General features: G+C 59.9%; 10 protein-coding genes and 1 tRNA gene. 6 read left to right on the top strand and 5 right to left on the bottom strand.

From position 1 onward, the window contains the following. Window positions 1-143: 143 nt before the first annotated feature. The 4 genes from iolE to AC13Q5_RS04110 form a co-directional block, all read right to left on the bottom strand. On the bottom strand, window positions 144-1061 hold the full coding sequence (gene iolE, locus AC13Q5_RS04125; RefSeq protein ID WP_488500899.1) for a myo-inosose-2 dehydratase: 918 nt from the start codon (window positions 1059-1061) through the stop codon (window positions 144-146). Between the two features lie 66 nt (window positions 1062-1127). Next, a complete protein-coding gene (iolD, locus tag AC13Q5_RS04120) occupies window positions 1128-2978 on the bottom strand; it encodes a 3D-(3,5/4)-trihydroxycyclohexane-1,2-dione acylhydrolase (decyclizing) (protein ID WP_488500898.1) in 1851 nt (616 codons plus the stop codon). A gap of 127 nt (window positions 2979-3105) precedes the next feature. Next, window positions 3106-5040: a bifunctional 5-dehydro-2-deoxygluconokinase/5-dehydro-2-deoxyphosphogluconate aldolase gene (locus AC13Q5_RS04115; RefSeq protein WP_488500897.1), complete on the bottom strand. Its 1935-nt coding sequence runs from the start codon at window positions 5038-5040 to the stop codon at window positions 3106-3108. Window positions 5041-5219: 179 nt separating this feature from the next. Continuing rightward, on the bottom strand, window positions 5220-6092 hold the full coding sequence (locus tag AC13Q5_RS04110; RefSeq protein WP_075852100.1) for a MurR/RpiR family transcriptional regulator: 873 nt from the start codon (window positions 6090-6092) through the stop codon (window positions 5220-5222). Between the two features lie 233 nt (window positions 6093-6325). Between AC13Q5_RS04110 and AC13Q5_RS04105 the strand changes: the two genes are divergently transcribed. The 3 genes from AC13Q5_RS04105 to AC13Q5_RS04095 all read left to right on the top strand — a co-directional run bounded on the left by AC13Q5_RS04105 (window position 6326) and on the right by AC13Q5_RS04095 (window position 9023). Continuing rightward, window positions 6326-7444, top strand: coding sequence for a Gfo/Idh/MocA family protein (locus AC13Q5_RS04105; RefSeq protein WP_488500896.1), 1119 nt, complete (start codon window positions 6326-6328; stop codon window positions 7442-7444). Window positions 7445-7586: 142 nt separating this feature from the next. Next, on the top strand, window positions 7587-8804 hold the full coding sequence (locus AC13Q5_RS04100; RefSeq protein WP_075852102.1) for an NAD(P)/FAD-dependent oxidoreductase: 1218 nt from the start codon (window positions 7587-7589) through the stop codon (window positions 8802-8804). Window positions 8805-8933: 129 nt separating this feature from the next. Beyond that, a tRNA-Ser gene (locus AC13Q5_RS04095) sits at window positions 8934-9023 on the top strand. 67 nt (window positions 9024-9090) lie between these two features. On the opposite strand, the gene AC13Q5_RS04090 is transcribed toward AC13Q5_RS04095, so the two are convergent. Continuing rightward, window positions 9091-10005, bottom strand: a complete 915-nt coding sequence (locus tag AC13Q5_RS04090) for a LysR family transcriptional regulator (protein ID WP_488500895.1) — start codon at window positions 10003-10005, stop codon at window positions 9091-9093. A gap of 119 nt (window positions 10006-10124) precedes the next feature. Between AC13Q5_RS04090 and AC13Q5_RS04085 the strand changes: the two genes are divergently transcribed. The 3 genes from AC13Q5_RS04085 (at window position 10125) to AC13Q5_RS04075 (ending at window position 12777) form a co-directional block, all read left to right on the top strand. After that, window positions 10125-10853 carry an SDR family oxidoreductase gene (locus tag AC13Q5_RS04085; protein WP_075852104.1) on the top strand — a complete coding sequence of 243 codons (729 nt, stop codon included), beginning with the start codon at window positions 10125-10127 and terminating at the stop codon, window positions 10851-10853. Window positions 10854-10888: 35 nt separating this feature from the next. Then, window positions 10889-11173: an Atu4866 domain-containing protein gene (locus tag AC13Q5_RS04080; RefSeq protein ID WP_075852105.1), complete on the top strand. Its 285-nt coding sequence runs from the start codon at window positions 10889-10891 to the stop codon at window positions 11171-11173. Window positions 11174-11715: 542 nt separating this feature from the next. Beyond that, entirely contained in the window at window positions 11716-12777 is a 1062-nt protein-coding gene (locus AC13Q5_RS04075) for a porin (protein WP_075852106.1), read from the top strand. Window positions 12778-13191 lie beyond the last annotated feature (414 nt).

Genomic DNA, 13191 nt, shown 5'->3' with positions numbered 1-13191 from the left:
CTCGCCAGCCTTGGGCCGGCGAGAGGGGCGCTCATCTCTCGAGCAATTCCAGGAAAAGTGCGCAGCGGTTTTCCGTCCGGAATTGCTAGATAACAAAGAGCTAGAGCGTTTTCGCGATTCGAAGAAAAGCGGAAGCGCTCCAGCTATCCCTTGGGAAAGCCTTCGGTTTCCACCGTATAGCCCGCTGCCGTCATGACGCGCATCAGCTCGGCATGGCCGATCTCGGCCATCTTCTGCGGCGGCGCCTTGCGCGGATCCTGTTCGGCTTCGACGACAAACCAGCCCTCATAGCCGTAATCGGCGAAACGCTGGACGATGGCGCCGAAATCGAGCGAACCGTCGCCCGGCACCGTGAAGGCGCCAAGCGCGACGGCATCGAGGAAGGATTGCCGGCTGCGGTCCAGCCCATCGACAACTGACTTGCGGATATCCTTGACGTGGACGTGGTTGATGCGGGCATGGTGGTTATCGATGGCGCGCAGCACGTCGCCACCGGCAAAGGCGAGATGGCCTGCATCGAGCAACAGCGGAATGCCCGCGCCGGAATTGCGCATGAAAGCGTCGAGTTCCGGCTCGGTTTCGACGACGGCGGCCATATGGTGGTGATAGGAAAGCGGCATGCCCTGTGCGGCGCACCATTCGCCGAATTCGGTGACGCGGCGGGCATAGGCCTTCATCTCGTCATCCGAAAGGCGCGGCTTGGTGGCGAGCGGCTTGGAGCGGTCGCCCTGGATGGAGCGGCCGACTTCACCATAGACGATACAAGGCGCGTTGACGGCCTTGAACAGCTCGATCATCGGCGCGATGCGGTCCTTGTTGGCGGCGAGCTCCTCGTTGACGAGGGTGCCGGAGAACCAGCCGCCGCAAAGCGTCACGTCGGCGGCGCGCAGGATCGGCAGCATCTCCTCCGGATTGCTGGGGAAGCGCCGGCCCTGTTCCATGCCGGTGAAGCCGGCGCCGCGCGATTGCCGCAGGCATTCCTCGAGCGATACGTCGTCGCTGAGCTCAGGAAGGTCGTCGTTCCACCAGGCGATGGGCGACATGCCGAGTTTGGCCTTCATCAATGGTCTCCTTGAAAACATGATTGGAGGAGCCGCAAGCTCCTCCAGAAAAATGACGGAAATGGATCAGCCGATGCGCTGGGATGCGCGCGCCTGTTCGTAGGCGGCGCGCGCCTTGTTCACCTCGGCACGCGGGCTGACTTCGGGAACGGCGACATCCCACCAATGACCGCCTTCATCCGTCGTGATTAGCGGATCGGTGTCGATGACGATGACGGAACTGCGGTCGTTCTTCTTCGAGGCTTCGATCGCCTGTTCCAGCTCGCCGATGGAGGAGACCTTCACGGCAATCGCGCCCATGCTGGCCGCATGTGCACGGAAGTCGATCTCCGGCATTACCTCGAACCGCGAGTCCTTCAGGAGGTTGTTGAAGTTCGCGCCGCCGGTCGCCATCTGCAGGCGGTTGATGCAGCCATAGCCGCGGTTGTCGAGCAGCACGACGGTGATCTTCAGGCCGAGCATGACGGAGGTCGCCAGCTCGGAATTCAGCATCATGTAGGAGCCGTCGCCGACCATGACGACGACATCCTTCTCCGGCCGCGCCATCTTGACGCCGAGGCCGCCGGCAATCTCGTAGCCCATGCAGGAGAAGCCGTATTCCATGTGGTAGCTGCCGGGTGCGGTCGCAGGCCAGAGCTTGTGCAGCTCGCCAGGCAGGCCGCCGGCGGCGCAAACCAGGATGCTGTTCTCGCCGCCAAGCGTGCGGGTGACGGCGCCGATGACCTGGGCGTCGGAGGGCAGGGCGGCATTGGTCGTCGCCAGCGCCTTGGCGGCTGCCTCGGCCCAGATCTTCTTCTCCCGCGTCGCCTTCTCGGCCAGCGATGCCGGCGCGCGCCAGCCGGTCAGGCCGGCGGAGAGCGCCTTCAGCCCCTCGCGCGCATCTGTCACCAGCGGGTGACTGTTGTGCTTGAGCGCATCATAGGCCGCGATGTTGAGGCCGATCATCGCCAGCTTCTCGTTCTTGAACAGCGCCCAGGAGCCGGTCGTGAAATCCTGGCAGCGCGTGCCGACCGCGATCACCAGATCGGTATCCTCGGCAATGGCATTGGCGGCGGACGTGCCCGTCACGCCGACTGAGCCGAGCGCCAGCGGATGCGTCTCGTCGATGGCCGACTTGCCGGCCTGCGTGATGACAACCGGAATGCCATGCGCTTCGGCGAAGGCAGTCAATTCCTTGGTTGCCTGCGAGTAGAGCACGCCGCCGCCTGCAAGAATGACCGGCTTTTCCGAGCGGCGGATCAATGCGATGGCGTTGGTAAGTTCGTCGGCATCCGGCTGCGGGCGGCGCTGTGTCCAGACGCGCTCCTCGAAGAAGCTCTCGGGATAATCAAAGGCTTCGGCCTGCACGTCCTGGCAGAGCGAAAGCGTCACCGGGCCGCAATCGAGCGGATCAGTCAGCACCTGCATGGCGCGCTTCAGCGCCGAAATGATCTGTTCGGGGCGGGTGATGCGGTCAAAATAGCGGGAGACAGGGCGGAAGGCGTCATTGGCGGAGACGGTGCCGTCGCCGAAATCCTCGATCTGCTGCAGCACCGGATCGGGTGCGCGGTTGGCAAAGACGTCGCCAGGCAGGAACAGGACCGGGATGCGGTTGACGTGTGCTACGCCGGCCGCCGTGACCATATTGAGCGCGCCAGGCCCGATGGAGGTCGTGCAGGCCATGAAGCGCTGACGAAAGCTCGCCTTGGCATAGGCGATGGCGGCATGGGCCATGCCCTGTTCGTTGTGAGCGCGGAACGTCGGCAGCTCCTCGCGCACCTGATAGAGCGCTTCGCCGATGCCGGCAACGTTGCCGTGACCGAAGATTGCCCAGACGCCGCCGAAGATCGGCTGCTTCTGCCCGTCGATGATGGTCATCTGCTTCTTGAGGAAATGCGCGACGGCCTGTGCCATCGTCAATCGGATCGTCTTGCCCATCGGGCGCCTCCCAAATGCTAGAGCAATCCCCGGAAAATTGTGTAGCGGTTTTCCGTCCAGAATTGCGGAAGAACAAAGAGATAGAGCGGTTCAGAGTTTCCGTGAAAAGCGGAACCGCCCTGGAATTTCATCGGCCGCGGGTTTTAAGCCACGCATCCGTCAGTTGCCGGAAGCGGCCGGCCATGTCGGCAATCGCCTCCTCGTCGTTCATGCCGCCCGACAGCCATGCACGGGCCGCATCGGAAAAGATGGTCCGCCCGACTGCGAAACCCTTGACCGAGGGGGCCGCCAGCGTCGCTTCGAAGCCGCGGATCAGTTCCTCTGCCGGCGCCTCCAGGCCGAGCAGCACGATACCGCGGCACCATGGATCATTTTTGGCGATCACGGCATCGATTTTTTTCCAGGCTGCTGTCGATTCCTGTGGCTCCAGCTTCCACCAGTCCGGCTTGATGCCGAGCGCATAGAGCTCTTCCATCGCCGTCGGGATGGTGTCGTCGGTCAGCGGACCGTTTTTGCTGGCGATGATCTCGACCAGGAGCTCGCGCCCGACCTTGCGCGCGGCTTCAAAGAGCGTCCGCAGCTTCTCCTGCTGTTCCGCCTTCAAATCCTGCGGATCGTCCGGATGGTAGAAGCAGAGGCATTTGATGCAGTGATGGAGCGGCCATTCGACCAGCTGCGAACCGATATCCTGGCTGAATTCGAACTTCAGCGGCTTCGATCCCGGCAGTTCGACCGGGCGGCCGATCCAGGAGAAATTCTTGGTGGCGGCATCGAAGAAGGCATCGCGCCCGAAGCGTTCGTCGATCAGCATGCCGTAGCCGCGCCGGCCGTCGGCTACACGCGCCGCCGCCTCGACGGCAAGCCGCTTGAAGGCGACGATCCTGTCGTGGTCGATGCCGAGCTCATCGCAGACGCTGACGAGCTGCGAGCGATGGTCGATTGCAAGCGCCATCAGCAGCGGGATCTCGTCGCCGCGGCGGGTTGTCGCCCAGTGGATGTGGTTGATCGCCTCGTCCTTGCGTAGCGCGCGATGCTTGCTGCCCGTCTTCAGGAAGAAGTCGAGTTCCGCCCAGGTCGGATATTCCGGCGAGCAGAGCAGGCGGGAAACGGCGAAGGCGCCACAGGCATTCGCCCAGGTGGCGCAGGTCTTCAGCGGCTCGCCGCGCAGATAGCCGCGCAGGAAGCCGGACATGAAAGCATCGCCTGCGCCGAGAACATTGAACACCTCGATCGGGAAACCCTGGCCGACGATGCCGGCTTCCAGGTCGTCCGAGATCGCGCCTTCATAGACGATGCAGCCCATGGCGCCGCGCTTCAGCACGATGATCGCGGATGAGAGGCGGCGGATTTCCTTCAAGGCGCCGAGCACGTCGTCGGCACCGGAGGCGATCATGATCTCTTCTTCGGTGCCGACGATCAGGTCGCAATCCGGCAGCGTCTCCTTCATCTTGGAGGACACGCGCTCCGACTTCACATAGCGCTCGAAACCTTCGGCATGGCCGGCAAGGCCCCAGAGGTTCGGCCGGTAGTCGATATCGAAGATCACCTTGCGGCCGTTTGCCTTGGCAATGCGGATCGCCTTGCGCTGTGCCGCCTCGGTATTGGACTTGGAAAAATGCGTGCCGGACACCAGAACGGCGCCCGAGGATTTGATGAAGCTTTCGTCGATATCGTCTTCGTTCAGCGCCATGTCGGCGCAGTCGGAGCGATAGAAGATCATCGGCGAGATGCCTTCGGCCTCGACCGCCAGCAGTACCAGCGCCGTCAGGCGCTCCTTGTCCGTCGCGATCCCATCGACCGCCACGCCTTCACGGGCTGATTGTTCGCGGATGAAGCGGCCCATCTGCTCGTCGCCGACACGGGTGATGAGGCCGGATTTCAGGCCGAGCCGCGCCGTGCCGATCGCGATATTGGCCGGGCAGCCGCCGACCGACTTGGCGAAAGAGGCGATGTCTTCAAGCTTCGAGCCGATCTGCTGACCATAGAGGTCGACGGAGGAGCGGCCGATGGTGATCACATCGAGTCTTGCTTCCGGCTCGGCGCCAGGATTGTCGTGTGCCATGATGTCCTCCCGTCGGGGCATGACCTCTCTTGCTTTTCAGTCTGCGCCGAGATCATGCGTTATTGAAAGTGCCGGTGTTCGTTTCGTCCCGGCTGCTATGGATCGGACGACCATCTCCCGCGGTCGTGATCCTGGCTGTAGTGAAACATTGGTTCCGAGATTTTGTCAATTCGGAATGTTTATTCCATTTTCGTTTTATCTACTTTTATTGCGGCTTTTCGCCGGCGCTCGGCGATAGCGACCGGAAAGGCCATGATGAGCGCCATGGATGCCGATAGTGAGCGGAAACCGGCGAAATCGGCCTCGGCCACCTCGAACCAATGGGTCGCACAGGCCGTGAGGGGCGAGAAGGCCGAATCGGTGATGGCGATGACGGGTACGCTGCGCGCCGCCAGATCCTGTGCCTGCGCCAGGCTGTCGGCGGCATAGGGCGAGAAGCTGGCGGCGATCGCTGCGTCCTTCTCGGTGGCGAAACGGGCGATTTCGCCGTCGATGCCATTGGGCGAGGCGACGATCTGATGGCGTATGTTCAATTTGGAAAAGGCATAGCTCATATGCGCCGTCAGCGGATAGGAGCGGCGCTTGGCGATGAGATAGATCGTCTCGGCGGTGGCAAGCACGTCGACCGCTTTGGCGAAAGTGTCCGTCTCGATGGTTGCCGCGAGCTTGTTGATGGATTGGCTTGCGGCAGACAGAAAGCCGGAGAGAATGCCGGCTTCTTCATCCTTTATTCCGGACTGCTCCAGCGTGACGAGCCGCTCTTCATAGCTGAGCGTGCGATCGCGCAGCCGCTCGCGGAAGATGCTCTGCAGATCGGAGAAGCCTTCATAGCCGAGGTGATGGGCAAGGCGCACCAGCGTCGAAGGCTGGACCTCGGCGGCCGTCGCAATGCTCGCCGTCGTGCCGAAGGCGATTTCATCGGGATTGCCGAGCGCGAAGGCGGCCACCTGTGCGAGACGCTTCGGCATGGCATTCTTGCGTTCGATGATGATGCTGCGCAGGCTTTCGAAGTCGCGCGGCACCCTGGTTTGCGTCTCGATATTGTTGTCCATGCGCCGTCCTTCAGCTCCCCCAATACCCGCAATGAAACAAATATTCCATATTTCCAACGATACCGGATTTTGAATCATTCGGCACGAATATTTTTAAGATAATGATTTTAAACATATAAATATGGATTATTGCCCGTGAGAGAAGCGTCGATGCCATGGGTGCGCTTGTCAAAACGGTCTAAATATTCCAAAAATCACGCAACTGCGGGAGCGGATTTGAGGAGGAAGTGCAAATGAGGCCGTTGGGCGTTGGATTGATCGGCACGGGTTATATGGGCAAATGCCATGCGCTGGCATGGAATGCGGTCAAGACCGTATTCGGCGATGTCGCGCGGCCGCGCCTGGTGCATCTGGCCGAGGCCAATGCCGATCTGGCAAAGGCACGCGGCGACGAATTCGGCTTCGAAAAGGCGACGGCTGACTGGCGCGCGCTTATCGCAGACCCGGATGTCGACGTCGTTTCCGTGACGACGCCCAACCAGTTCCATCCGGAAATGGCGATTGCGGCGCTTGAAGCCGGTAAGCATGTCTGGTGTGAAAAGCCGATGGCGCCTGCTTATGGCGATGCCGAGCGTATGCTCGCCGCGGCCAAGTCCTCCGGCAAGGTTGCCATCCTCGGCTACAATTATATCCAGAACCCGGTGATGCGGCACATCAAGGCGCTGATCGCGGAGGGCGCGATCGGCACGGTCAATCACGTCCGCGTCGAGATGGACGAAGATTTCATGGCCGATCCGAACGGCCTTTTCTATTGGAAGAGCGAGCTTGCCTCGGGCTACGGCGCTCTCGATGACTTTGCCGTGCACCCGCTTTCGCTGCTCTGGTTCCTGTTCGGTCACGTCGAGGCCGTCATCACCGATATGGTGAAGCCCTATGCCGAGCGTCCGTTGAAGGATGGCGGCAGTCGCGCTGTCGAAAACCACGATCTTGCCAATGTGCTGATGCGGCTTGGCGGTGGCATTTCCGCAGTGCTCATGGCCAATCGCTCCGCCTGGGGCCGCAAGGGGCGGATAGCTTTGCAAATCTTCGGCTCCAAGGGCTCGATCTCCTATGATCAGGAGCGCATGAACGAATTCGAGCTTTATCAGGCCGAAGGCAGAGACAGCGAACAGGGCTTCCGCAAGGTGCTGGCCGCACCCGCCCACAAGCCCTATGACCGTTTCATCCCCGCACCCGGCCATGGCCTCGGCTTCAACGATCTGAAGATCATCGAGTGCCGTGAGCTGATTCGCGCCATTTCGGGTGACGCTGCGTCAGTCGTGGCTTTCCAAGATGGTCTGCGCATCGAGAAATCGGTGCATGCCATGGCGCAATCCTTCCATGAGCGGCGCTGGGTCGAAATATCGAGCTGAGCCTTTCGGCCCAACTTTCTCCCGATCCGGGGTGCAGGGTCAGTCACGATTGACGCTTGCAGGTGCAGGCGTTACCCCTGAAGTCCATGAGCGTCCCCGGCATCGCGCGGGGATCGCTATAATAACACATGGAGTACGGATCGTGACGGGCAGATTGGTCATTATCGGGGCCGGGCAGGCGGGTTTCGCGCTTGCGGCCAAGTTGCGTGGGTTGGGTGATTCACGGCCGATCACCATCGTCGGTGCTGAGGAAAACCTTCCCTATCAGCGACCGCCATTGACCAAAAAATATCTGCTCGGCGAAATGACCTTCGATCGCCTGCTGTTTCGCCCGGAGCATTGGTATTCAGACAATAATGTCGAAATCCGCGTGTCTACCTGGGTCGAGCAGATCGATCGCGCCGCAAAGCAGATCATCATGCAGGACGGCTCCAGGCTGGACTATGAGACGCTGGCGCTCGCGACCGGCTCGACGCCTCGGCGCCTGCCGCCTTCCGTCGGCGGTGCGCTCGAGGGCGTCTATCTCGCCCGGGACAAGCGCGACGCCGACCTTCTCGCCGGAGAGATGCGCCCTGGTCGCCGGGTGCTCATCATCGGTGGCGGCTATATCGGGCTTGAGGCTGCTGCCGTCGCGCGCCATCGTGGGCTCGAAGTGACCTTGATCGAGATGGGGGATCGCATCCTCCAGCGTGTCGCCGCCAAGGAAACCGCCGATATTTTCAGGGCCATTCATCAGAAGCATGATGTCGTCATTCGCGAGAAGACCGGATTGAAGCAGCTTATCGGCCGCAATGGCCATGTGGCTGCCGCAGAGCTTTCCGATGGCTCGACCATCGATGTCGATTTCGTTGTCGTCGGCATCGGCGTCGCCCCCAATGACAGGCTCGCCAAGGAAGCCGGCCTCGAGGTCGGCAACGGCATTACCGTCGATTCGTTTGCCCGCACGTCCGATCCCTCCATTTTCGCCATGGGTGATTGCGTGGAATTGCCATGGGAGGGCGGCCGCATCCGGCTCGAATCCGTGCAGAACGCTGTCGATCAGGCGGAGGCCGCTGCAGGAATCATAGCCGGCAACGAAAAGGCCTATGATCCGAAGCCGTGGTTCTGGTCGGATCAATATGACGTGAAACTGCAGATCGCGGGTTTCAACCTCGGCTATGACGAGACGCTGCTGCGTCCAGGCGTCCGCGAGGGCGCGGCTTCCATATGGTATTTCAAGCAGGGCCGCTTCATCGCAGTCGATGCAATAAACGACGCAAAGGCCTATGTTACGGGCAAGAAGCTGCTGGAGACCGGCGCCAATCCGTCCAGGGACATCCTTGCCGACCCAGCCGCCGATTTGAAGCAGTTGCTGGCTTGATGTGATTTTTCAAGTCGGCCGGACCATGCTTCGGCCGACAATCGGCTGTTGCTGAATCATGGAAAGAACGGTCACAAGCGCGAAAAAGCGCTTGCGTCGATAAATGAATGGCCCTATCAGGGCCGCACCGGAGAGGTGGCCGAGTGGTCGAAGGCGCTCCCCTGCTAAGGGAGTATACCAGAAATGGTATCGTGGGTTCGAATCCCATCTTCTCCGCCATTTTGGCTCAATGCACTCATCTGCAGACGGTAGATGAACTTGGAGCCACCAAATCCCAAAGCAGCACCTATCGGGAATTGCGACCAGCAAAGCCTTCATAGCGCTTCAGATATGCTATGAGCGCGCGCAGCTTGGGAGCCATGTTGCGTCGATTGGGATAATAAAGGTAGAAGCCCGGGAAAGAGGGGCAATATTCCTGCAGGATCGACACTAGCTCGTTTCGGTCGATGAAGGTGCGAAAACTTTCTTCCATCCCAAATGTGATTCCCGCTCCGGAGACGGCCAGCTTGATCATCACGCCCATGTCATTCGTCGTCACCTCCGGTGCGACCTCCACCCGGAATTCCTTACCCCCTTCCGCAAACTCCCAGCGATAGGGGGCAGCCTTCGGTGAGGGACGCCAGCCTATGCATCGATGCGTGGAGAGCTCTTTCGGATGTGTGGGGATGCCGAATCGGTCGCGATAGGCCGGGGAACATACGGCCAATTGCCGCTCGTCACCGGCGACGGGTACGGCAATCATGTCCTGCTCGATGACTTCGCCAAGCCGGACCCCGGCGTCGTAGCCTTCCGATGCAATGTCGAATTCCTCGTCCGTGACGGTGATGTCGAGCAGGATCTCGGGATTGGCAGCTGCAAAGCCTGCGAGAAAGTCGCCAGAGAGAAATCGCTCCGCGATCGAGGAAACGGCGAGCCGCAACTGCCCGCGGGGCCGCGTCCGCAAATTGTCCGTCTTCTCCATCGCGGTGCGTATATCCGAGACAGCCGGCTCCACGTCTGCATAAAGCCGTTCGCCAGCCTCCGTCAGGCTGACACTGCGGGTTGTACGATGCACCAGCGCGATGCCCATGCTCTCCTCCAATCGCCGGATCGTCTGGCTGACCGCCGAGCGGGTGACGCCCAGCCTGTCGGCGGCGGCGCGAAAATTGCGCTCCTGGGCGACGAGAATGAAGACGGAGAGGGCATTGAGATCAGGCCACATTGGTAATTATTGCTTTCCAAGTTGTCACCGAATGGGTGTCTTATCACGACAATGAAGCTCTGTATCCTCCTCGCAGCCGGTTCCAGGAGAGAACCGTTCCCATAGCAAGGAGTGATCGCATGCCTATCGATAAAGTCATTCTCGTCACGGGTGCCTCCAGCGGCATCGGTGCGGGCATTGCCCGCGAACTCGCCTCCGCCGGCGCAAGGGTCATGCTCGGTGCAAGGCGCGTCGACAGATTGGAAGCATTGGCGGCCGAGATTCGGGAAAAGGGCGGCACGGTAATGACCCGCCGGCTCGATGTGACCGACAGGGCTGATGTTGCCGCCTTTGCAGAGACGGCGCGTCTGGCCTGGGGAGGCGTCGATGTGATCGTCAACAATGCCGGCATCATGCCGCTTTCCCTGATGACTTCGATGAAGGTTGAGGAATGGGACAGAATGGTCGACGTCAATATCAAGGGCGTGCTTCATGGCATTGCGGCCGTTCTGCCGGAAATGACGGCGCGTGGCGCCGGTCACATCATCAATATCGCTTCGATCGGGGCGCTCGCAGTCTCTCCGACCGCCGCCGTCTATTGCGCGACCAAGTATGCCGTTCGGGCAATCTCTGACGGGCTGCGCCAGGAATGCCGCGATATCCGGGTCACCTGCATCCATCCGGGCGTAGTCGAAAGCGAGCTGGCCGATACGATCACGGACCCGGTGGCCGCCGAAGCGATGAAGTCCTATCGGGCTGTTGCGCTGACGCCCGATGCCATCGGCCGGGCGGTACGCTTCGCGGTCGAGCAGCCCGATGATGTCGATGTCAATGAAATCGTCGTTCGCCCGACGAGGGCGGCACACTGATTCGCGTTTTCTTTGCTCTCACCCTGGCCGGCGTCATGGTCGCGCCGCCTGTACTTTCCGAGGATCGAATCGAAATGACGAACCCGATACACGCTTACGTCGGCATGTGGACGACGGCCGACGGTCGTATCCGCCACGAACTCCTGCCAAACGGCCGGTATATCGAAGCGCGGGGAAGCCGCGAGCATGCCTATCAGGGGCGCTACATGGTGACGGGCAATCATATCGACTATTGGGACGATACCGGTTTCACCGCCGATGGCGACTTCATCGATGGCGTGCTCCATCACGCCGGAATGGTGCTCTATCCCAGGAAATGATGGGGCAGGGCGATAGTGGGTCGTTGGCGGCCTGCCCTAGTTCACCGCCCGTTCGCCACTGTCGAATCGGCCCTTTCAAGGAATCACCCGCGTCCTTGCATCGTTTTGGGACGCGGGCTGAACTCGCCAATGGCTGTTCATCTCGGGTGGGTCGGCGCGACAAGCGTCATACGGAGCTTACCAAACCTAGCAAAATCCGGCGGTTAGCCATGGAATGGCCATTTCGGTGCCTTTTTCCAATCGGCTGAGGCCATTTTTACGGTGCTCGTAAGTATCCGTAGATTAAGGACTTTCTTAATGAAGTCTAAATAATTGCGGCCGCCGTGTTGCTGACTTGTGTCCTTTCGGCAACAGCAATTGCGGAAGGCTTACTCAAATCCCCTCTTCCGCGAAAATGTCGATTGCGTGACAGTGCACGTCTTGTATTTTCACTCTCGGAAGCGAGGGCGATTGATCGTCCACTTCTTGAAACGCGAGAATGGGACAGGGAATACCTTCGGGTAGTTTTCATTCTCGACATAAAACTTTGACTGGAGGTCAATATGAACATCAAGAGCCTTCTTCTGGGCTCCGCTGCTGCACTTGTAGCAGTTTCCGGTGCTCACGCGGCTGACGCTATCGTTGCCGCTGAGCCGGAGCCGTTGGAATATGTCCGCATCTGCGACGCATACGGTGCAGGTTACTTCTTCATCCCGGGCACGGAAACCTGCCTCAAGATCGGCGGTAAGGTTCGTACCGAAGGTGAGTGGTACGATGCCTACAACCCGAATTCTCGTTTGGGTACGCTGTGGCACACCCGCGCTGAGCTTCGCCTGCAGACGGCGAGCGACACCGAATACGGCCCGCTGAAGACCAACACCGAAATTCGTTGGGACTGGAACGACGGCAACTCTACCTCCACCAACCTGCTGCATGCCAGCATCAGCCTCGGCGGCTTCACCGTTGGTAAGGAAGACTCGCAGTTCAACGTCTTCACCGGTTATGCCGGCGACGTCATCAACGACGACGTAGTCTATGACGGCCCGTACGAACTCAACCAGATCACCTACAACTACGACGCAGGCAACGGCTTCACGGCTGTTATCTCGCTCGAAGACAGCAACTCTGGCACCGGTGCTACCGGCGCTAATGGCGAAGACAGCTCGGATCACTACGCTCCTGACGTTGTTGCCGGTGTTGGCTACAAGGCTGGCGCATGGGGCTTCAAGGTTGTCGGCGGCTACGACTCGATCGTCGAAGAAGGCGCTGTCAAGGCTCGTGTCGATGCTGACTTCGGCGTCTTCTCGGCCTTCGTCATGGGTGGCTGGAACACCGACGGCGACAAGCTCAACAAGTATGCCGGTTCGAACGGCGCTGGCGCTGCCTCCGGCATCGGCTGGGGCGACTGGGCAGTTTGGGGCGGCGTTGGCGTTCCGATCAACGAAAAGCTGAAGTGGAACCTGCAGCTCGCCTACACCGACTCCAAGATCTTCGCCGCTACGACGAACGTCAAGTGGAACCCGGTCAAGAACCTGCTCATCGAGCCGGAAGTCTCCTACACCAACTGGGACTCCATCAATCAGGACCAGTGGGCAGGTATCCTCCGCTTCGAGCGTACCTTCTAATCTGATCTGACTTCGGTCATTTGAGATTGTTCACTACGGTGAAAGAAAGCCCGGCCATAGGCCGGGCTTTTTGTGTTTGCGAATATAGTCAAGTTGTGGTGTAGCTTTTACGCTACTTAGCATCTTTCTCTGTAAGGATGCCCTTTAGGTTGTGCGTATTCATGAAGTAATCCTAAGTAGTTTTCGGCTATTGGCACGCCGACAGTGTGACAGTTTTGCGACGTGATTTTTGTGCAACGCACCTTTTGAAACAGCCGTCACAATTGTTCATAGTTTATCTCTGATATTGCTCTGAAAAAAACGATCTGTAGGTTCCAAATCGGAAGCAAGACTTACTTGTCTTGGTTCTCCCAGATCAGGGGTCAACTTTAAAACCGGGTGGGGTAGGGCACGTCGATTTTCTCGGCGTGAATT

The sequence above is a fragment of the Martinezella sp. CNPSo 3964 genome (genome assembly GCF_057784375.1).
This window is presented reverse-complemented; position numbering and strand designations above follow the sequence as displayed.

Coding starts and splice junctions, on each gene's coding strand:
- iolE (WP_488500899.1), bottom strand. CDS start 1,061: ATGAAGGCCAAACTCGGCATGTCGCCCATCGCCTGGTGGAACGACGAC.
- iolD (WP_488500898.1), bottom strand. CDS start 2,978: ATGGGCAAGACGATCCGATTGACGATGGCACAGGCCGTCGCGCATTTC.
- AC13Q5_RS04115 (WP_488500897.1), bottom strand. CDS start 5,040: ATGGCACACGACAATCCTGGCGCCGAGCCGGAAGCAAGACTCGATGTG.
- AC13Q5_RS04110 (WP_075852100.1), bottom strand. CDS start 6,092: ATGGACAACAATATCGAGACGCAAACCAGGGTGCCGCGCGACTTCGAA.
- AC13Q5_RS04105 (WP_488500896.1), top strand. CDS start 6,326: ATGAGGCCGTTGGGCGTTGGATTGATCGGCACGGGTTATATGGGCAAA.
- AC13Q5_RS04090 (WP_488500895.1), bottom strand. CDS start 10,005: ATGTGGCCTGATCTCAATGCCCTCTCCGTCTTCATTCTCGTCGCCCAG.
- AC13Q5_RS04085 (WP_075852104.1), top strand. CDS start 10,125: ATGCCTATCGATAAAGTCATTCTCGTCACGGGTGCCTCCAGCGGCATC.
- AC13Q5_RS04080 (WP_075852105.1), top strand. CDS start 10,889: ATGGTCGCGCCGCCTGTACTTTCCGAGGATCGAATCGAAATGACGAAC.
- AC13Q5_RS04075 (WP_075852106.1), top strand. CDS start 11,716: ATGAACATCAAGAGCCTTCTTCTGGGCTCCGCTGCTGCACTTGTAGCA.